The organism is Zhongshania antarctica (assembly GCF_014202945.1).
GTDB lineage: Bacteria > Pseudomonadota > Gammaproteobacteria > Pseudomonadales > Spongiibacteraceae > Spongiibacter > Spongiibacter antarcticus.
Map to the genome: position 1 here is coordinate 263,254 of NZ_JACHHW010000003.1, position 20,712 is coordinate 283,965.

The 20,712-nt window shown below is 52.1% G+C and carries 20 protein-coding genes; 19 read left to right on the top strand and 1 reads right to left on the bottom strand.

Translation table 11 applies throughout. From position 1 onward, the window contains the following. Positions 1–52: 52 nt before the first annotated feature. The 13 genes from flgE to HNQ57_RS06345 all read left to right on the top strand — a co-directional run bounded on the left by flgE (position 53) and on the right by HNQ57_RS06345 (position 14,463). Positions 53–1,270 carry a flagellar hook protein FlgE gene (flgE, locus tag HNQ57_RS06285; protein ID WP_184461743.1) on the top strand — a complete coding sequence of 406 codons (1,218 nt, stop codon included), beginning with the start codon at positions 53–55 and terminating at the stop codon, positions 1,268–1,270. A 38-nt stretch (positions 1,271–1,308) separates the two neighbouring features. Beyond that, the gene (locus tag HNQ57_RS06290; RefSeq protein ID WP_184461744.1) at positions 1,309–2,052 is read left to right on the top strand and encodes a flagellar basal body rod protein FlgF; all 744 of its coding nucleotides are present in this window, start codon (positions 1,309–1,311) and stop codon (positions 2,050–2,052) included. A 14-nt stretch (positions 2,053–2,066) separates the two neighbouring features. Continuing rightward, positions 2,067–2,852, top strand: a complete 786-nt coding sequence (flgG, locus tag HNQ57_RS06295; protein WP_008246907.1) for a flagellar basal-body rod protein FlgG — start codon at positions 2,067–2,069, stop codon at positions 2,850–2,852. A 27-nt stretch (positions 2,853–2,879) separates the two neighbouring features. Beyond that, positions 2,880–3,584 carry a flagellar basal body L-ring protein FlgH gene (flgH, locus tag HNQ57_RS06300; RefSeq protein ID WP_184461745.1) on the top strand — a complete coding sequence of 235 codons (705 nt, stop codon included), beginning with the start codon at positions 2,880–2,882 and terminating at the stop codon, positions 3,582–3,584. An 11-nt stretch (positions 3,585–3,595) separates the two neighbouring features. Further along, positions 3,596–4,726: a flagellar basal body P-ring protein FlgI gene (locus tag HNQ57_RS06305; RefSeq protein ID WP_184461746.1), complete on the top strand. Its 1,131-nt coding sequence runs from the start codon at positions 3,596–3,598 to the stop codon at positions 4,724–4,726. Positions 4,727–4,739: 13 nt separating this feature from the next. Next, positions 4,740–5,183 carry a rod-binding protein gene (locus HNQ57_RS17835; RefSeq protein WP_184461747.1) on the top strand — a complete coding sequence of 148 codons (444 nt, stop codon included), beginning with the start codon at positions 4,740–4,742 and terminating at the stop codon, positions 5,181–5,183. A 19-nt stretch (positions 5,184–5,202) separates the two neighbouring features. After that, positions 5,203–7,092, top strand: a complete 1,890-nt coding sequence (gene flgK / locus HNQ57_RS06315; protein ID WP_184461748.1) for a flagellar hook-associated protein FlgK — start codon at positions 5,203–5,205, stop codon at positions 7,090–7,092. Between the two features lie 68 nt (positions 7,093–7,160). Next, positions 7,161–8,354: a flagellar hook-associated protein FlgL gene (gene flgL, locus HNQ57_RS06320; RefSeq protein WP_184461749.1), complete on the top strand. Its 1,194-nt coding sequence runs from the start codon at positions 7,161–7,163 to the stop codon at positions 8,352–8,354. A 427-nt stretch (positions 8,355–8,781) separates the two neighbouring features. Continuing rightward, entirely contained in the window at positions 8,782–10,896 is a 2,115-nt protein-coding gene (gene flhA / locus HNQ57_RS06325; protein ID WP_184461750.1) for a flagellar biosynthesis protein FlhA, read from the top strand. Between the two features lie 24 nt (positions 10,897–10,920). Beyond that, on the top strand, positions 10,921–12,318 hold the full coding sequence (gene flhF, locus HNQ57_RS06330) for a flagellar biosynthesis GTPase FlhF (protein WP_184461751.1): 1,398 nt from the start codon (positions 10,921–10,923) through the stop codon (positions 12,316–12,318). Positions 12,319–12,436: 118 nt separating this feature from the next. Beyond that, entirely contained in the window at positions 12,437–13,276 is an 840-nt protein-coding gene (locus HNQ57_RS06335) for a MinD/ParA family protein (protein ID WP_184461752.1), read from the top strand. Then, entirely contained in the window at positions 13,273–14,004 is a 732-nt protein-coding gene (locus tag HNQ57_RS06340; RefSeq protein ID WP_184461753.1) for an RNA polymerase sigma factor FliA, read from the top strand. The genes HNQ57_RS06335 and HNQ57_RS06340 overlap by 4 nt, the downstream gene beginning before the upstream one ends. An 18-nt stretch (positions 14,005–14,022) precedes the next feature. Then, on the top strand, positions 14,023–14,463 hold the full coding sequence (locus HNQ57_RS06345; protein WP_184461754.1) for a DUF2802 domain-containing protein: 441 nt from the start codon (positions 14,023–14,025) through the stop codon (positions 14,461–14,463). 117 nt (positions 14,464–14,580) lie between these two features. Here HNQ57_RS06345 and leuA read toward each other — a convergent pair whose 3' ends face one another. Beyond that, the gene (leuA, locus tag HNQ57_RS06350; protein WP_184461755.1) at positions 14,581–16,257 is read right to left on the bottom strand and encodes a 2-isopropylmalate synthase; all 1,677 of its coding nucleotides are present in this window, start codon (positions 16,255–16,257) and stop codon (positions 14,581–14,583) included. Positions 16,258–16,574: 317 nt separating this feature from the next. Between leuA and HNQ57_RS06355 the strand changes: the two genes are divergently transcribed. From HNQ57_RS06355 to HNQ57_RS06380, 6 genes are all read left to right on the top strand, one after another. Next, on the top strand, positions 16,575–17,039 hold the full coding sequence (locus HNQ57_RS06355; protein WP_184461756.1) for an Lrp/AsnC family transcriptional regulator: 465 nt from the start codon (positions 16,575–16,577) through the stop codon (positions 17,037–17,039). A 93-nt stretch (positions 17,040–17,132) separates the two neighbouring features. Beyond that, positions 17,133–17,498 (top strand): Rieske (2Fe-2S) protein, encoded by a 366-nt coding sequence (locus HNQ57_RS06360; protein ID WP_184461757.1) that lies wholly within the window; start codon positions 17,133–17,135, stop codon positions 17,496–17,498. Positions 17,499–17,528: 30 nt separating this feature from the next. Next, a complete protein-coding gene (locus HNQ57_RS06365; RefSeq protein ID WP_184461758.1) occupies positions 17,529–17,966 on the top strand; it encodes a DUF2721 domain-containing protein in 438 nt (145 codons plus the stop codon). Between the two features lie 39 nt (positions 17,967–18,005). Further along, positions 18,006–18,716: a glutathione S-transferase family protein gene (locus tag HNQ57_RS18160; protein ID WP_184461759.1), complete on the top strand. Its 711-nt coding sequence runs from the start codon at positions 18,006–18,008 to the stop codon at positions 18,714–18,716. Between the two features lie 61 nt (positions 18,717–18,777). Beyond that, a complete protein-coding gene (locus HNQ57_RS06375; RefSeq protein ID WP_184461760.1) occupies positions 18,778–19,359 on the top strand; it encodes a DJ-1/PfpI family protein in 582 nt (193 codons plus the stop codon). A gap of 50 nt (positions 19,360–19,409) precedes the next feature. Continuing rightward, positions 19,410–20,690, top strand: coding sequence for an NAD(P)/FAD-dependent oxidoreductase (locus HNQ57_RS06380; protein ID WP_226968284.1), 1,281 nt, complete (start codon positions 19,410–19,412; stop codon positions 20,688–20,690). The last annotated feature ends 22 nt before the right edge of the window (positions 20,691–20,712 follow it).

The window sequence follows — 20,712 nt, forward strand, 5'->3', positions numbered from 1 at the left end:
GATTGCGCTATTCAGACAATGACAACACTACATCCTTAGCAGGAGTTACAAAATGAGCTTTCGTATCGCACTCAGTGGTTTAAACGCAGCGCAATCGCATTTGGATGTGACCGCGCACAATATTGCTAACGTTAATACAACCGGCTTTAAGGGTTCGCGAGCGGCCTTTGCCGACGTGTACGCCACGGCCAATAATGACGTGACCAAAACTACGCCTGGCGCCGGTGCGCGTTTGGCCACCATTACCCAGCAGTTCTCCCAGGGTAATGTCGACTTTACCGACAATAACTTAGACCTTGCGGTGAGTGGCGAAGGCTTCTTTACCATGAAGGGTTCCGGCGGGGTGACCTACACCCGCGCGGGCGCCTTTAGCGTTGATCGCGACGGTTTCGTGGTGAACAATAATCTTGAGCGCTTGCAGGTGTTTCCACCTACAGGCAACGGTGGTTTCTCAACGGGTTCTCTAAGCGACCTGCAATTAGAGGTGAATGAAAATGCACCTAAGCAAACCGCTCGCGGTGACATTGGCGTAAACCTGCCCGCTAACGCGCCAGTGCCTTCGGTTACGCCCTTTGACCCGACCCTGCCCGGTAGCTACAACCACGCAACATCCATGACCGTGTATGACTCACTGGGTACACAGCACACCGCGACCCTGTATTTTGTGCGCGATGCGGCGGCTAATTCGTGGAACCAGCAACTCTATGTCGACAATAATCCGGTGGGCGGCGCTAATACCCTAACATTTAGTAATGCTGGCGTTTTACAGGTGCCCGCCAATGGCTTGGTGACTTACCCAGCTTACGATCCCGGCACGGGCTCGGCCGACATGAACTTGTCGTTTAACTTTAATGCCAGTACCCAGTACGGCCAAGAGTTTGGCGTTAACAATCTTCAGCAAGACGGTTTCACCACTGGTCGCTTAACCGGTATTGAAGTGGCTTCTACCGGCGTTGTATCGGCCCGTTACACCAACGGTCAGTCTACCCAGCTAGGTAAAATTGCCATGGCCAGTTTCACCAACCCCAATGGCTTACAGCAGCAGGGCGACACCTCTTGGGCAGAGACGTTTTCCTCGGGCAGCCCACGGGTTGGCGAAGCGGGCACCTCCAACTTTGGTTTGCTGCAATCCGGCGCCCTAGAGAGCTCGAACGTAGATTTGACCGAGCAATTGGTTGAGATGATTACTGCGCAGCGTAACTTCCAAGCCAACACCCAGATGATCTCTACCGCCGATGCGGTAACCCAAGCGATCATTAATATCCGTTAATTGAGGGCGGCCTTGGCCGCCATTAATCGGGAGTTTATATGGACAGATTACTGTATATCGGCATGACAGCGGCAAAGAATACGCAGCTGGCCCAAACCACTAACGCCAATAATTTGGCGAACGTGAGCACGGCGGGTTTTCGTGGCGATTTTCAGAATGTTCTGTCTCAGCAGGTTGACGGCCCGGGTATGGCCACCCGCTTTAATTCGGTGTATCAGGGCGAAACCTCAGACTTTTCAGTGGGCTCCATTATGGCTACTGGCCGTCAGCTGGATGTTGCTATTCGCGGCGACAAGGGCTGGTTTGTGGTTACGGCCCCCGACGGCAGCGAAGCCTATAGCCGCCGTGGTGATTTTCATATTACCAGCGACGGCATGCTACTGAACGGCGCAGGTCAACCTGTTATGGGTGACGGCGGTCCGGTGGCGATTCCCGAACATGAAAGCTTGATGATTGGCGAAGACGGCACGGTATCGATTGTACCGTTGGGTCAAGGCTCGGAATCGCTGTCGACGGTAGACCGAATTCGCCTCGTCGATGCAGCGCCAAATCAGTTGCAGAAAGGCGAGGACGGTTTGATGCGCATGCGCGATGGTGGCAGCGCGCCAACCTCGGCAGATATCCGCATCAGTTCGGGCAATTTAGAAGCATCAAACGTGAATAGCGTCGACGCCATGGTGAATATGATTTCACTGGCGCGGCAATTTGAAATGCAGGTCAAGGCCATGAGCACCGCAGAAACGGTTGCTGAAACCGGCAGCCGCTTAATGCGTATGGAATAAACAAGGGGTTATTTATGAATTCATCATTATGGGTCGCTAAAACGGGTCTCGATGCCCAACAAACCCGGATGCAAGTAACCAGTAACAACTTGGCGAACGCCAATACTACCGGATTTAAGCGGGATCGAGCGTCTTTTGAAGACTTGCTCTACCAAAATATGCGTCAAGTGGGCGGCCAGACTTCTCAGCAAACTCGCTCACCAAGCGGTATGCATATTGGTACTGGGGTGCGGGTGGTGTCTACCGAAAAAATTCACCAGCAGGGCACGTTGAATCAGACCAATAACTCATTGGATGTTGCCATTGAAGGTAAGGGGTTTTTCCAAGTACAAATGCCTGACGGCAGTATTGCCTACACCCGCGACGGTTCTTTTCAGCTCGACGATCAAGGTCAGATTGTGACCAATACCGGTAACGTGGTTGATCCGGGTATGACCGTACCCCAGGGCACTTTGAGTATTACCATTGGCTCCGACGGGGTGGTGAGTGCGGTATTGGCCGGTGGCGCGGCGCCAGTGCAGGTGGGTAGTTTTCAGCTCGCTGACTTTGTGAACCCGTCGGGTTTACAAGCGCGCGGCGAAAACTTGTATATGGAATCTGCCTCTAGCGGCTCACCACAAACCGGTACACCAGGCTTGAGTGGTCTGGGCAGTATTCAGCAAGGCGCCCTTGAAGGTTCAAACGTCAACGTAGTGGAAGAACTGGTGAATATGATCGAAACCCAGCGCGCCTACGAGATGAACTCCAAGGCCATCGCCACCAGCGATCAAATGATGCAGTACGTGAATAATAATCTTTAATTCACGATTTAGAGCAGGATAGTGCTTATGAATATTCAACAGACACAAGGTCGTCATCGTTTGGGTACTGCCATTGCGGTATTGATGGTGGCATTGCTGTCGGCGTGTTCATCGGCGCCTGCCAAAGACACCTCTGCTGATTACGAATCGGCAGCGCCCTCGGTGGCGCCAGACGATGACCAAAATTTGGGTTCTATTTACCGCTCAGGTTACGGCATGACGTTATTTGTCGACCGTCGCGCGCGCCAGGTTGGCGATATTATTACCGTCACCTTAGAAGAGAAAACCGACGCCAGTAAGTCATCCAGCACTGCCACCGGCAAAGAGAGCAATATCTCAGTGCCAACCGTGACCTTGTTTGGTCGTGGCGTAACGAGTGATGGCGTGCCGATATTAACCACCGGGGTGTCGTCGGATCAGGACTTTTCAGGCAAGGGCAGTAGTACTCAGAGCAATAGCTTAACCGGCAGTATTACCGTCACCGTGTCAGAAGTACTGCGCAACGGCAGTTTGCGGGTGCGGGGCGAGAAGTGGGTCACCATCAATCAAGGTGAAGAGTTTATTCGCATAAAAGGCATTATCCGTCCCGAAGACATCGGCGCAGACAATGCCATACCGTCTTACAAGGTCGCCGATGCGCGCATTACCTATAGCGGCAAAGGTGCGTTGGCCGACGCCAATTCCATGGGTTGGCTGGGACGTTTATTTCAGTCTGTGTTGTCACCCTTTTGAGGACGGCTGCAATGTCAGTGTTTATATCAGTTTCATACTTGCGCAAAATCGCCGCTGTTTGCAGTATTGCGCTGTGCGCTATCGCACCGCTGGCCCAAGCTGAGCGTGTAAAGGACCTTGTTAATGTCGCTGGCGTGCGCGAAAACCAATTAGTAGGCTATGGCTTGGTGGTTGGCCTGAGTGGCACGGGTGACCAAACCAGTCAGGCGCAATTCACCATTCAAAGCATTCGCAATATGCTCACCGGTTTTGGCGTGCGTATTCCCGATAATGTTAATCCCCAGCTTAAGAACGTGGCGGCGGTTACCGTGCACGCCAGCTTGCCGGCATTTGCCAAACCGGGCCAAACTTTGGATGTTACCGTTTCATCCATTGGTAACTCCGCCAGTCTGCGCGGTGGTAGCTTGTTGATGGCGCCGATGATGGGCGCAGACGGCCAAGTGTACGCAGTGGCACAAGGCAGTTTACTGGTTGGCGGTTTAGGTGTGTCGGGCAGCGATGGCTCTAGAGTCACGGTGAATATTCCCAGTGCAGGCCGCATACCGAACGGTGCAATTATAGAGCGCGCGGCGCCGAGTGCGATGTCATCTAACGGTGAGATTATGCTGAATTTAAAGAAAGCTGATTTCACCACTGCTCACCGCTTGGTCGAAGAGATTAACGCTAAATTTGGCGCCGGCACCGCCAGTGCCATGGATTCCGCCACCGTTAAAGTACTCGGCCCAAGCAATGCCGACCGCAGTGTTACCTTTATTTCGATGTTGGAGACTTTGGAAATTACGCCCGCGGAGGCGATTGCGAGGGTGGTGGTTAACTCCCGCACGGGCACCATTGTTATTGGCGGCAATGTGCGGGTTATGCCTGCAGCTGTTACTCACGGATCGTTAACCGTGTCGATTACCGAGCGGGTTGATATTAGCCAGCCCGGCGCCTTTAGTGGCGGTCAAACCGTAGCGGCGCAAGAGTCGAGTATCGACGTGCAGGAAACCGGATCGCGGATGTTTTTACTGGATGCTGGGGTGACCCTAGAAGAAATTGTTAAAGCCATTAATAAAGTGGGTGCGGCGCCCAGTGACTTGGTGGCCATTCTTGAAGCCCTAGACCAAGCCGGTGCCTTGCGCGCCGAGCTGTTAGTGATCTAAAGGAAGCGCGGCAGTGGACGTTAAAGCCAGTAGCAATTACCACGACTTTTCAGGTTTGGCCTCCTTGCGTAAAGACGCCAACGAAAATGCCGAAGAGGCGATTGCCCCTGTTGCCAAGCAATTTGAAGCGCTGTTTTTGCAAATGATGTTAAAGAGCATGCGCGCTGGTGTGCCCGAGGGCGGCTTGTTCTCTGATGAAAGCACTAAAATGTATGAAGAAATGCTCGACAGCCAGTTGTCGGTCACCCTTGCTGAGCAGGGCGGGATTGGCATGGCCGACTCAATTTCGGCGCAGTTACGGGGGCCGACTGCCGCTACTAACGCTACGAGCGCAGATAGTGGCGCGGCGGGTATGAGTGGCGAGGGCGCAGCCTTGCGCAGCAAGCTGCAACAGCTTAGCAAGCAAAGCCACAACAGCAGTATTCAAGATTTTAGTTTGTCTGCCGATAAACTGTAAATGAATTAAGGGGTAACACATGGGTGACATGCTAGGTAATGCCCTGTCGGCACTGGTGTCGTATCAGCGCGCGCTGGCCACCACCAGTCACAATATTGCCAATGCCGACACTGAGGGTTATAGCCGTCAGCGGGTCGATTTTGCCACGCGGGTACCCCAGCAGCTGGGCAACACCACGATTGGTTCTGGGGTAAAAGTGTCCTCGGTAAGCCGGGTATACGATAATTTCACCGCAGGCCAGTTACGCAGTGCGCAGGCGGCGTTCTCGGCGGTGAATAATAGCTATCAGCTGGCCTCGCAATTAGATAACGCCTTGGCCGATCCCAATTTGGGATTGGGCGCGTCCTTGTCGCGCTACTACAACAGTATTCAAGGTGTGGCCGACGACCCATCCTCGATCTCGTCTCGGCAACTGATGTTGGCCGAGGCCCAGGGCCTCGGCGACCGCTTCGCCGATTTGTCGGCCCAGCTCGACAGTCTTGGTCGCGAAGTGAATGTGCGTATTAGTACCTCGGTAAGCGATATCAATGATTTGGCCACTCAAATTGCCGATATTAATTTGCTCATCAGCGAATCCAGAGGCAAGTTCGGCACTACCCCAAATGATTTGTTAGACCAGCGGGATCAGGCGCTGTTGTCACTCAATGAATTAATTGGCATTAAATCGGTTGAGCAAAACGACGGCACGGTAAGTGTGTTTGTTGGCAATGGCGAAGCACTGGTACTAGGTGAGCGCACCATAAAAATGAATGCGGTGTCGAATGTCTTTGAACCCGGCCGAATTGAAGTCGCCATGGACATGGGCGGTGGTCAGGCGGTGATTAGCAGCAGTCTCAGTGGCGGCAGCTTGGGAGGCAGTTTGAACTTCCGTGACGGCCTGCTGAATGAAACTCGCAATGAACTGGGTCGTATTAGCTTGGCAGTAGCCAGCTCCATGAACGAGCAAAACCGCGCCGGTATTGATTTACGGGGTAATCAGGGCGGCGATCTGTTCTCGGTGCCGGATCCGGTCGTACATCGCAGCCTAAACAATACCAGCGCCACGCAAATGACGGCGCAAATCTCCGATTTGTCGCAGGTGACTGGCAACAATGTATTAATGCGTTTTAACGGCACAAACTGGTCGTTTTTTGATGAGGCCAATGGCGCGCAGCTTAGCGGCGTAACGGGCACTGGCAGTGTCGCCGACCCATTTGAATACAATGGCGTGCAATTTAGTTTAAATGGCCCCGCGGCGGCCGGTGACCAATTTGTATTGCGGCCAACTGAGGGCGCTGCTGCCGGATTAAAACTGGCGCTAACAGACCCTGCTGCCATCGCGGCGGCGGCTGCCACCCGCAGTTTAAGCAGCAGCAATAATATTGGTTCAGGCAGTATTAGCCAGACCAATGTCGTTGACAGTGGCAATCCCAATTTATTGGATAATGTTGATATTGAATTTTTGACGGCCACCACGTATCAAATCAATGGCAGCGGTAGCTTTAGTTATACGCCGGGCGCTGAGTTGAATATTAATGGCAATCAATTTGTGCTTAACGGCAGCCCCGTTGCGGGCGACCAATTTTTTATCGGTGCCAATACCAATGCCGTGGGTGACAACCGCAATATTCTAAAACTGGCGGGTGCTGAAAACCTTAAACTCCTTAATGGCGGCACGGTAAGTGTGCAAGATGCGGTTAATGGCTTGGTTGGCGATATCGCAGTGGCTACGCGTAGTGCGCAGATTAATAAGCAATCCCAAGAAAACTTGCTAAGCCAAACCCGTGCGCGCTACGAGAGTGTGTCTGGGGTGAATTTAGACGAAGAGGCCGCCAACCTCCTTAAATTTCAGCAGGCCTATCAAGCCGCAGCTCAGGCCACCAGCATTGCCAATGATTTATTTCAGAACCTGATGAGTGCGTTTCGTTAATAAGGTGCTAATGCCTTACTAAATGCGGCCAGACGCAGTACAGCGGATATGACACAGAGAGTAGACGTATGAGAATTTCCACCAGTCAGCTTTACGCCAATGGGGTTAATAGCATGTTGAGCCAGCAGGCCAAACTGTCTAAAACCCAGTTGCAAGTTGCCACCGGCCAAAAAATTCTCACGCCCTCAGACGACCCCGTTGGTAGCGTGCGCAGTCTTGAGCTGACCCGCGCCAAAGAAAAAACCGAACAATACGAGCGTAATGGTAACCTACTCGACAGTCGGCTGCGTTTAGAAGAGAGTATTGTGAGCAATAGCGTCGACGTTTTGCAGCGGGTGCGGGAGTTGTCGGTGCAAGCCAATAACGCCACTCAGAGCAATGAGTCGCGCCAGTCTATTGCCTTTGAACTGCGTCAACAGCTCGATAATTTACTCAGCTATGCCAACACTAAAGACAGCAGCGGTCATTTTATCTTCGCCGGCTACCAAGAGGGTAGTTCACCCTTTTCCAAAACGGCGGGAGGTTATGTGTATAACGGCGACGATGGCCAGCGTCAATTGCAAGTTGGCCCCGCGCGCAGTCTGCCAGATGGCGACCCCGGCTCAGAAGTGTTTATGAATATCCTTAATGGCAATGGCAAATTTCAAACCGGAAGTAATCCTGCCAATACAGGGAGCGCAGTGATTGACGCTGGTAGCGTCACCGACCTGGGGCAGTTTAATCGCGAAACCTTTACCGTTCGTTTTACCAGCTCAAGTCAATACGAGGTGCTTAATGCTGGCGGCGCCCTGGTCAGCAGTGCGGCCTACCAAGATGGTGGCGATATTAGCGTAGGCGGGATGTCGGTTAAAATTAAAGGACCTGCGGCTGCCGGTGACGAATTCATCATCGCGCCCGCCCAGCGCCAAGATTTGTTTTCCATGGTCGAGGCGCTGGCAGTTTCCCTAGAAACACCGCGCAATAGCAATAGTGGCCGCGCCTTGCAAAACAGTGAAATTAATACTGCGATTAGCAATATCGATCAGGCGATGGATCACTTGATTAACAAGCAAACCGGCATCGGCTCGCGCCTGCAGTCACTCGAGCGGCAAACCGATATTAATGCTGGCGCCAGCCTGCAAATCGCCGAGAATCTAAGCTTAGTGAATGACTTGGACTATGCCGAAGCTATTTCACGCTTCAGCCAGCAGCAAGCGGCATTGCAGGCCGCCCAGCAAGCTTTTAGTAAGGTTCAGGGCTTGTCCTTGTTTAATTACCTGTAAAGGCTAACGGTCAGCATCTATGCCCGAGCTGTTTGATGGGTGACGCTAAGCAGGATCTGGCGCAATACTGCTTTTGAACTTACATCTGCGTTCGCTAGCATTAATGCGTAAGTGACAGGTCTGCCCCTGCTCACATGGATCCCTGCCTTCGCAGGGGTGACCGGTTTCGTTGTGGCTGCCTAGGCGAGAATTCGTCGCAATGGGCGTGACCTTCACTCTGTTACTTGGCTGGGCCCCAGCTTTTGCAGGGTGACGTGTTTCGTTGTGGCTGTGTGGGCGCGGCTTTCACGCTGTTGCTTGAATATACTGCTTAGTAACGCTTTTCCTCCTATATCGTAAGTTGGCCTTGTTGTTGCAAACACTCTGAATAACGACGAAATTTTGGCGCTTGTGCGCGCTGAAAAATCTATCTTAAAAGAGAGTGGGTATGGCAGCAGTAACACAAACTATTGCAAGCAATGGCTGGCTGGAGAAAGTTGCCGGTAGTGGCGTTGGCGTGCTGGTCATGCTTATTGCGTGCCTGGGAATGCTGGTTATTCCGATGCCTCCGTTTCTGCTCGATTTATTGTTTACCTTCAATATTGCCCTGTCGCTGATCATTATACTGGCCGTTATATACGTTGAGCGGCCTATCGATTTCTCAGTTTTCCCTACGGTATTGCTGCTTGCGACCTTATTGCGTTTGTCACTGAATGTCGCCTCAACCCGGGTGGTATTGCTCGAAGGGCACACTGGTCCCGGCGCGGCGGGTAAAGTGATTGAGTCCTTTGGTGAATTTGTTATTGGCGGCAATTATGTTGTCGGTATTGTTGTGTTCATTATCTTGGTTGTTATTAATTTTGTGGTGGTCACCAAGGGCGCGGGCCGTGTGTCGGAAGTCACCGCCAGATTTACCCTAGACGCGATGCCGGGTAAGCAAATGGCAATCGACTCCGATTTAAATGCGGGGCTGTTAAATCAGGAAGAGGCCAGTCGACGCCGTGAAGAAGTGCGCACTGAAGCAGATTTCTACGGCTCTATGGACGGTGCCAGCAAGTTTGTGCGCGGCGACGCTGTTGCTGGCATTATGATTCTGTTCATTAATGTTATTGGTGGCCTGGGTGTGGGCATGAGCCAGCATGGCCTGAGCTTTGATCAGGCCATGCACAATTATACCTTGCTGACGATTGGTGACGGTTTGGTGGCGCAGCTACCGTCCTTGCTGCTGTCGACCGCGGTGGCAATTATTGTTACTCGTATTTCGCGTCCCCAGAATATGGGCGAGCAGATGGCTAGCCAGATGTTTGCCAATCCCAATGTCTTGTATTTGTCGGCGACCCTAATGGGTTTAATTGGCGTTATTCCCGGCATGCCCAATTTGGTGTTTTTAATGCTCGCTGCGGCTTGTGGTGGCAGCGGCTGGTGGCTACAGAATAAGAAAAAAAATGCCCAGGAATTTGTTGCCGAAGAGGCGTCGAGTGAAGACTTAGCAACGGCGCCCCGCGAACCCAGTGAATTGAGCTGGGATGAAGTGACGCACATGGACGTGGTGAGCTTAGAAGTGGGCTATCGCCTAATCCCCTTGGTAGACCGTAATCAAGGCGGGGAGCTAATCGGTCGCATTACTGGGGTACGCAAGAAGCTCTCTAAGGATTTGGGCTTTCTAATTCAGCCGGTCCATATCCGCGATAATTTGGAACTGTCACCAGGAAGTTACCGTATTCAATTATTGGGCGACACCATTGCCCAGGGCGATATTCAGGTTGGCAAAGATTTGGCGATTAATCCAGGCGGCGCCCAGCCCGGCTTACGGGGTGCGACCACGAAAGACCCGGCCTTTGGTATGGAGGCAATTTGGATTGACTCTAGCCAGCGAGATCAGGCGCAAACCATGGGTTATACAGTGGTTGATCCCTGTACGGTCATCGCTACTCACCTCAGCCAAGTGATTAAACAGCACGCACATGAGTTATTAGGGCATGAGGAAGTTCAGCAGCTTTTAGATAGATTAGCCAAAACTGATCCGCGTTTGGTAGAGAATGTAGTGCCCAAACAATTGCCGCTCAGTATTGTAGTTAGGGTTCTGCAGAACTTGCTTAAAGAAGGGGTTTCGATACGCAGTATTCGAATGATCGCCGAAAGTTTGGCGGAGCAGGCGCCGCGCAGCAAGAATCCTGACGAATTATTGGAAGGTGTTCGAGTGGCTTTGGGGCGAATGATTGTTCAAGAAATCAACGGCTTAGATGATGAATTGCCGGTTTCTGCGTTAGATGCTGATCTGGAACAGTTGTTGCAAGATATGCTCAGAGGCAGTTCCGGGGCGGTTGGTTTGGAGCCCGGCATTGCGGAACGATTACAAAATGAATTGGCCGATTTCAGTCATCGTCAGGAGTTATCAGGCCAGCCTGCGGTAGTGCTGGTGTCACCGTCGATAAGAGCTTGGTTGTCGCGCTTTACCCGGCGCAGTGTTCCTGGCCTATCGGTGTTGTCGTATAACGAGGTACCAGATAGCAAGCAGGTGCGTTTGTTATCTACCATTGGACAACAGGCGCGATTAGCGTAAAGCGCGGGTTGTAGGAGAATGAGTATGCAAGTAAAGAAATATCGTGCTGCCGACAGCCAGCAAGCCATGCGCTTAGTGCGAGCTGCCCACGGCCCAGATGCGGTTATTCTGGATTTTCATACTATAGATGGCGGGGTTGAGGTGGTTGTAAGCCTTGATGACAGCAGCGATTCTATGGCGGCGCCGTCGCAAAATGCGCTAACTGAAACCGCCGCGCAGCAGATGGCCAGACAAATTACCCAGCAGTTTGCACCGGCACAGGCCCCAGCGCCACGCCGCGAGCGCACGGCGCTTGACGCCTTAGTTGATCGTCAAAAGAAGGCGGCAGCGACGTCAGAGCTGCCCATGGCTGAACGCCAAAATCTTGGCGCAAGTGCAGCGCAACATGTACAGCGTGAGACCGCTGCCCCGGCAGCGAGTCAAAGTCCACAGCTGGCGTGGTCGCAAAAAGATGAATTACTTACCCTTAAACAAGAACTGTCGTCGATGAAATCCATGCTTATGGATCAGCTCAAAGGCCACAATTGGCAGCAAGCCAGTTATAAGGCGCCAGAGCAGCGTGAGTTGAACACTTATTTGGCCAGTTTGGATTTAGACCCCAGCTTAGGGCGCCGCCTGTGCGCAGAGATACCGGGGGACGAGAGCGATGCGCTACAGCGTGAAATTCTCAAAATGTTGTTAATCAAACAGCTCCCAACTATGGCGCCACCTAGGGCCGGTGCGGTGTGCCTTGTCGGCCCGCAAGGCGCAGGTAAAACCACCACCATAGCTAAAATCGCCGCCCAGTACGTGTTAACTCACGGTCGTGACGGCATTGCGATATTGACGACGGATGTCGCTAGAGTGGGTGCTCAGGAGCAACTTCGAGCCTATGGTCGTATTTTGCAAATTCCAGTGCACACGGCGGTTGATCTAGAGGAAGCGGTAAAGACCTATCGCATTCTGCGCAAGAAAAAACTGGTTTTGATCGATACCGCCGGCATGTCCTTTCGCGACAGCCGAGGTATAAATGAATTGCAGCAATTGACGGCGGCTATGCAAGATGTGCAGGTGTTTGTCACCGTGCCCGCCGACGCGGAGGCCTATGTGCAAAGCGAGATAATTGATGCCTATGCGCCATTGGCGCCACTGGGCGCAATTGTGACACGCATCGACGAGGCGATGCGCTTGGGTGGCGTGATTTCTAATTTGATCCAACATCGCCTGCCGGTGGCGTGGTGTGCCAATGGCCCCAAAGTTCCACAAAACTTGTCTGCGGCAGATGGCGCTAAACTGGTGAACATGGCGGTGCGTATGGCGCGAGCTTTTGAGCTAAAGCGCGGGCCAGAAATTGAACAACAGCCTGCGTTTGCAGAGGCTGCTCCGCACAGCGTTAATGTCGCGCCAAGGGTTGCGGGGGGTGGTTTGAGTTTACGGGTGTAAAACCGCCAGATGGAAATGCTTAGGGATTCAGGTTTAGTGCGGACTTATGCGTAGAGTATTTTTGCCGGTGTGGGCCTAAAATAAGCTGCGATGTTGTTTACGGGGGAATGATAATTAGATGAGCGCAGTAAAAGTAATAGCGGTAAGCAGTGGTAAGGGTGGGGTGGGGAAAACCAATGTTTCGGTTAATCTGGCCTGTCAATTAGCGCGTCGTGGCCGCCGTGTACTGCTGATGGACGCTGATCTAGGTTTGGCTAACGTCGACATCATGCTGGGTTTGCGGCCGAAATGGAATTTGTCCCATGTCCTGGATGGCAAGTGCGTGATTCAAGATATTCTCCTTCCAGGGCCGGTGGGTATTACGATTATTCCGGCCGCGTCGGGAGTCAAGAAAATGGCAGATTTAGGCACAGATCAACACGCCGCCATTGTCCGCTCACTCAGTGAATTGAAGGACGACTACGACGTGTTGATCGTCGATACCGCCGCTGGCATTTCCGATAGCGTAGTGACTTTTTGTCGCGCCAGCCAATATGTCATGGTGGTCGTCACTGATGAGCTAACGTCCATGGCCGACGCCTACGCGCTAATTAAAGTCATGAATCGTGACGCGGGTATTCGGCGTTTTAAAGTATTGCGCAATATGGTGGACAGCCACGATCAGGCCCGCGATGGCTTTGAACGCCTTAACGAAGTGGCGCGGCGTTTTTTGGACGTTAGTCTAGAGTTTGCCGGGTTTATCCCTCGCGACCCCTATTTAATTAAGGCCGATTCACGGCAACAGGCCGTGAGTGACTTGTATCCTGGTGCGGAATCTTCGCTCGCTTTTCGCAAGTTAGCCGAGACCGTTGATAAGTGGGACGGGCCAGCTGGACCGAGTGGCAATATTGAATTTTTTGTCGACCGTATGTTTGATGCCGAGAGTGTTGCAGACGCTACTGCGGGAGTGCCAATGTGAACGGTCACGCCGCTTACCTCGATGTTCAAAATGGCAGTCGGGAAGAACTCGTCAGCCGACATGCGCCTTTGGTAAAGCGGATTGCCTATCATTTGGTTAGTCGCCTGCCCGCCAGTGTCGAGGTAGACGATTTAATTCAGGCTGGCATGATCGGTTTACTTGAGGCGGGTAGCCACTATCAGGCTGATAAAGGCGCGAGTTTTGAAACCTACGCCAGTATTCGTATTCGCGGTGCCATGATTGACCAAATGCGCCAGAGCGGCTGGGCGCCGCGCTCGGTAACTCGCCAGTTGCGCGAGATGACCGAGGCGGTGCGCCGTACCGAGGCTCGTCTAGGGCGCGAAGCGGGCAGCGTAGATATTGCTGCAGAAATGGGGGTTTCCCTCAATGAATACCATGAGCTATTACGCGATACCAGCTCCGTACGCCTATTCAGTTTGGAGCAAGTGGGTGAGGGCGAGCAGGAGCCAGCCGACATCGGCGGCGGTGACGATCGCTACGCCCCGCTAGAAAATGTGCTGGAAGATGATTTTCAACAGGCGCTAGCGACCCATATTAATAGCCTGCCCGAGCGAGAAAAGTTGGTCATGGCACTGTATTACGACAGCGGTTTAAACCTCAAAGAAGTCGGTGAGGTCATGGACGTTAGCGAGTCACGGGTATGCCAGATTCATAGCCAAGCGATAGTGCGCTTAAAAAGTCGGCTTACCGATTGGACGGCAAGCTAGCCTTGCGGAGTAAATATTATGGACACGAATCATCAGTTTTCCGCCTTAATTGGTAATTGGTTTAATAGTTTGGGCGAGGCGTCGCTGCTTGGTTTGCTGCTGAGTGTCGTCGGTGTGGGCTTATTGTTATTCGCACTGAAAGCTCGGCGGCCAAGCGTCCAAGACGGCCCGCAAGCGCCGACGGCCGATGATAAAATTGCCCAGCTTGAGAAAAAAATTGAGTTTCAGAACTCAGCTATGAGCCTATTGGGTGAGCGCGTTACCGCGCTAGAGGAATACCTGGAAATGATCGGTTCTCGTCAGCAGCGCCAAGATGCTGACAAAAAGGATGTGCGCTTTTACCAGCAGGCCATTGGCCTTGCGGATAAAGGCCTTAGCGCCCAAGAACTTGCTCAGCGCTGCGGTATTTCTGCGTCAGAAGCGGATTTGATTACGATGCTGTATCAGACGGCGCATTGAGTTTGTGAGTCGGACGTCTGGCGTCGGAAGTCTGACGCTAAAAAGGCAATTCACTTTCATCATCCTTCAATTTGTTGACTTTCGTCCGACGTCAGACGCCGGACATCCGACCCGCTTTTAAGCGGCTTTTGCTTGCTCCACTGCCTGACTCGCTGCACTTAGCACTGCCTGCAATGACGCGGTAACCACATCGCGGTGCATGGCAACGCCAATGTAGCGCTGATTATTAATCGACAGATGCACATAGGCTACTGCCTGAGAGGCGGTGCCGGTGTCCAGTGCGTGTTCGCGGTAGTCGAGCACTTCTACTTTGTCGCCAAATTCCTGCTGCCAGGCGTTGACCAGCGCGCTGATGGCGCCGTCGCCGTAACCTTGCAGTGCGATTTCTTGGCCTTGGTATTGAAAACTCAGGCTCAATTGATCTTGGCCGTGATTTTCGGCATTGTTTTGGCTTATGGCGAAATGACTTAATTCGGTGTCACGTGCTGTTTGCAGATAATGTTCGTCAAACAGTTCCCATATTTGCTTGGCGCTAACTTCACCGGCAATTTCCTCGGCCTTAGCCTGTACCGCACGACTGGCGTCGATTTGCAGCCAACGTGGCAGTTGTAATCCATAGTCGTTTTCCAGTACCCAGCTCACGCCGCCTTTACCTGATTGACTGTTAATGCGAATCACGGCTTCGTAGCTGCGCCCAAGGTCAGCGGGGTCTATTGGTAAATACGCGACTTGCCAGTGTTCGTTCTCGCTCTGCTTGCCTAGGCACTTGCGAATGGCATCTTGATGGCTACCTGAAAACGCAGTAAATACCAGCTCACCGGCATAGGGGTGGCGAGGGTGCAGGGGAATCGTTGTACAGTGCTCAACAACGGCAATGATCTCGTCCATGTCGGCTAAGTTCAGTTTTGGGTCTACGCCTTGGCTGTAAAGGTTCATGGCCATGGTGACAATATCCATATTGCCGGTGCGCTCGCCATTACCCAGTAGGGTGCCTTCAACTCGGTCGGCACCGGCCATGACCGCAAGCTCGCCGGCAGCAACGCCACAGCCGCGATCATTGTGGGTGTGAACCGACACGGTAATGTCTTTGCGATACTGCGTGTGGCGGCAAAACCATTCCACTTGGTCGGCAAATACGTTGGGGCTGGCGCACTCGACAGTGGCGGGCAGATTGATAATGATCGGCGCGCCGGTGTCTCGCCATTCGGCAATAACAGCGTCACTGATTTCAACCGCAAAATCGACTTCGGTGCTGCTGAAGCTTTCTGGCGAATATTGAAACGACCACTTTGTTTCTGGATTGCGCGCCGCATATTCTTTTACCCAGCGCGCGCCTTGTACGGCAATCGCCGTTATCCCGTCGCGTTCTAAGCCAAATACGCGCTCGCGCTGCACCGGGCTGGTGGAATTGTAAACGTGGATAATGGCTTGCTTTGCACCTTTGAGAGCCTCGTAGCTGCGGGCGATTAATTCTTCCCTTGCCTGGGTTAGCACTTGAACCGTGACATTGTCCGGAATGCGATCACCGTCGATTAGGGCGCGAACAAAGTCAAAATCGGGCTGAGAGGCAGCGGGAAAGCCCACTTCAATTTGGGTGAAGCCGAGCTTGACCAGCAAATCCCACATCCGCAATTTTTGCTGTACCGTCATGGGCTCAACCAAGGCCTGGTTACCGTCACGAAGGTCCACAGAACACCACTGGGGCGCTTGGCTGATGGTGTTGTTGGGCCACTGGCGGTCAGTCATGACAATTGCCGGTGTCGCGCGGTATTTGCGGTGGTTAAAGTCGGCCATGATGGATCTCTATTCCTTTGAGTAAGCGAGTGCGAAGATTTGGCTGCGAATGTTTTGGTATTGAAGCCCGGCGAGGCCGGGCGTTTTCATTCACTCTTGTGGTGTAAGAGCTTGGTCGCGTGTTCAGTTTGCGGGGTGTTGCAAGCTGGCTGGCGATGACTGTGAAGGGGTAACTCCACGGTTCCCAGTATAGAGATAGCGGCGCAGCAGGGGATTGCGAACTTAGTGTTAAAAAGACGTTTAATGTTTTAATAATTGCTGAGTTTTTATTTTTATTGGCATATTATGCTTATAAATACGGATGTGGTGAATTTATTGTGAAGTTAGATGCGTATGATAAGCGGATTTTAGAAGCCCTACAGGCCGATGGCCGACTCAGTAATCAAGAGCTAGCAGATCGCATTGGCTTGTCGCCATCGCCCTGTTTGCGACGGGTGCGTAGGCTAGAAGAGAGCGGCGTGCTGGCTGGCTATCGAGCACTGCTCAATGCGCGTGCGCTCGGTCTGAATCTCATGGCGTTTATTCACATCAGCATGGATAGGCACACCCCTGAACGGTTTGAAAATTTTGAGCGCCATGTGGCCGCGTGTGCCGAGGTTTTAGAGTGCCATTTAATCACCGGCCAAGCGGCCGATTACCTGCTCAAAGTCATTGTGGCCGATATGGATGGCTTTCAGGCCTTGCTATTAAATAAGATTACTCGAATTGATGGTGTCACCGGCGTACACTCCAGTTTTGTTATGAAGTCGCCAGTGAGTAATACTGCCTTACCCTTGCTGTAATGGCGATTAACTCCGCCTGGGGCCCGTTTGCTGGCTATATAAGGCGGCACTGGGGTTGAACATACTGTTTGATTGATTCTAAGGAGCACAGAAATGGAACGAATTTTTGCAGCAAATCTTGATGAAATCGAAGAGGGTGCCTTTTTAAACAAAACCCTAGGTGGCGCCAAAGTATTGTTGACCAAAGTGAATGGTCAGATCTGTGCGGTCGAAAATCGCTGTCCACACCTTGGCTTGCCACTGGGCAAAGGTAAAATTTGCGATGGCGCGGTAACCTGTCCGTTTCATGGCTCCAGCTTTAATTTATTGACCGGCGACAATATCGACTGGACAAATGCCTTTATCGGCGTGCCTATGCCCGGCTGGACGCATAAGTTAATCGCCCTGGGTAAAGCCCCGAAAGCCCTCAATACCTTTAAAGTAGAGTGCGAAGGCGAGCAAGTTTTTGTGAATGTGTGAATTTCTTTAAGCGTGTAATTAAGGTCCTTCATGGCAGTAGAAATTGAAGTTGTCACCATCGCCCATGCGATTCAACAATCGGTTGCCCCGGTTTTTTTACTCGCGGGTATCGGCGGTATACTCAATGTACTCACTAATCGTTTGGCGCGGATTATTGATCGCAGCCGTTCTTTGCATCATCGCTTAGAGTCACTTAGCGCTGAGCGCGGTGTGGCGGTGAAGGAAGAATTGGCCATGCTGACACGGCGCGCCCGTGTGGTACATCGCTCTATTGGCTTTAGTACCACCAGTGCTTTGTTGGTTTGTGTGGTCATTGCAATGTTATTTATTAGCGCGGTAATGGAGTGGAATAGCAGCTTGGTTGTTGCGGCGCTATTTGTGTTTGCCATGGTATTTTTGATATTCGCGTTAACCGGATTTTTGCGCGAAATTCAGTTGGCAACACGAATTATGCTAAACGGGCCGTAAGGCGCAATACGCCATCGTGTTTTAGCGAGGACAATCGCGGTGATTACATTATATGGATTTAAGCAGGCGTTTGGCCTAGTCGATGCGAGCCCTTTTGTGCTTAAGGTAGACGCCTTTTTAAGAATGGCGCAATTGCCCTATAAGCTGACATCATCAGTGGCGTATCTGCGCAAATCGCCCAAAGGTAAGTTGCCCTTTATTGAAGACGGTGATGCAAAAGTTGGGGATTCGAGTTTTATCTTCGACTACTTAAATCAAAAGCCCGAAGTGACACTGAATGACTGGCTTAGTGCTGAGCAGCGCGCACAAGCCTACTTCATTGGCAAATCACTAGACGAAAACCTCTATTGGTGCTTGCTGTATTCCCGCTGGATCTGTGATGACAATTGGCCGAAGACACGGCAAGTGTTTTTTGGCGATTTGCCCTTTCCACTCAGCTCGCTTGTGCCATTTGCGGTGCGCAGGGCAACGCGTTCAGCGCTTTATAAGCAGGGTATGGGTAGGCACAGCGCGGCAGAAATTGAACATATTTTTAATCGTTCACTTGCAAGCTTATCGACCCTCTTAGGCAATAAGCGTTATATAATGGGCGAGCAAGTCTGTGAGCTCGACGCCACTGTATTCGGGATGCTCGCGCAGTTTATTTTGGCTGATGTCGATAACCGCTTTAATACCATCGCGCGTGGTTACCCTAATTTGCAGCGCTACTGCGACAACTTGGCCCAGCACTATTATGGTGCTGCGGCGTAATCGCTTTTGTAAGCTCGGTTTTAAAGCCCCATCTTTGATCTAAATGTGTGCGAGCAATCTGATGAATATCGGTATCTATGTATACCCGAATGCCGAAGTATTGGATTTTGCCGGTCCCTTTGAAGTGTTTTCAACGGCCAATCGACTGGCTGAACGCAAAGACGCGGTTAATGTCTTTTTGGTCAGTGAAAAGCCGGGCCCATTACTTGCAAGAGGTGGCTTGCAGATTACTCCCCATTACAGTTTTGCCGATCATCCCGTTATTGATGTTTTGCTTGTTGTGGGTGGTGTTCACGATGAGGAGATGAGCAAGGCGCCGGTGTTGGCGTGGATTGCTGCCCAGTCGGCGAGTAGCAAAATTACAGCCTCGGTTTGCACTGGGGTATTTTTATTGGCGGGTGCGGGGGTGGTCACTGACCAACGAGTGACTACTCACTGGCAAGATATTGCCGATTTAAGAATGCAGTTTCCCGCCTTGCAGGTGTGTGAAGGTGTGCGCTGGGTAGATTGTGGCGCGGTGGTAAGTTCGGCGGGCATTTCTGCGGGAATCGACATGAGCTTACACCTGGTGGCGCGATTGCGCAGCCTCGACCTGGCGCGGCAAACCGCAAAACAGATGGAATTTGATTGGCCCGCAACCTAGCTAAATGGCGGCCAGTCGACAGGGTTTTAAAATATCTTTTGGAGGTAAACGTGGTAGCAAAAATAGTGGTTGTTGGCGGTGGTGCAGGCGGCTTGCCGCTGGTCACAAAATTAGGCCGCAGTTTGGGTAAACGTGGCAAAGCCGAAATTACCCTGGTCGACAGCGGCGCGAGTCATATATGGAAGCCGCGCTTTCATGAGGTTGCCACCGGTGCAATAGACTCTGATCTCGATGCGGTGGATTATCGCGCCCACGCCTATCAAAACCATTATCACTTCGCGATGGGGCGGGTTATTGGTCTTGATCGAGAGCACAAAGAGTTGATTTTGGATGAAATAGTCGGGCCGAGTGGTCGTGAGGTGCTGCCTGAACGGCGCATAAGCTACGATTACTTGGTGATCGCGGTAGGGAGCCTAGGGAACGACTTTAATACTCTTGGGGTGCGAGAACATTGTTTGTTCTTAGATACTCGCGTTCAAGCCGATCGTTTTCACGAGCGGTTTTTAAATCATTGCATGACCGCAAATTTTAATAATAGTGCTTTGTCTATCGCCATTGTCGGTGGCGGGGCGACTGGCGTTGAACTGGCAGCCGAAATTCACCATGCAGTGGCGTTGTTGAAGCTTTACGGTCATGAACAATTGGATCGCAGTCGCTTACAAGTGCACGTTATTGAAGCAGGGCCGCGGATATTGCCCGCACTCAAAGAAGAGATTGCCATAGCCGCGCAATCTGAGCTGGAAAAAATGGGGGTGAAAGTTCATACCAATACCAAGGTGAAGGCGGCAGATGCCAGCGGATTTATTACCAGTGATGACAGCCGTATCGATGCCGAAATTTTGGTGTGGGCTGCGGGCATTAAAGCGCCGGATGTGCTTAGCAGTTTAGGTCTTGCCACTAATCGTATAAATCAACTAGAGGTCAACGGTGAATTGCAAACCGCTGACCCATCGATATTTGCGATAGGGGACTGCTGCGCCTGCGAGCTGGTGGAAGGGAAAAATATTCCACCGCGAGCACAGTCAGCGCAACAAATGGCAATGCACATGGCCGCGAACCTAAAACGCACATTGGCCGGCCAGCCCTTGCAGGCATTTAAGTATCGCGATCACGGTTCGCTGGTGTCGCTGTCGAAATATTCTGCGCTGGGAAATTTAATGGGGGGCGTGCGCGGTGGTAACTTCTTTATTGAGGGTTGGTTGGCGCGGATGATGTATATCAGTTTGTATCGCCTGCACCAAGCGGCAATATACGGTTGGGTGCGCACCTTGATGTTATTATTGGCCGGTCGATTTAATCGCTTATTGCGGCCTCGGCTTAAACTCCATTGAGCAAACCCTAAGGTCAGGCACG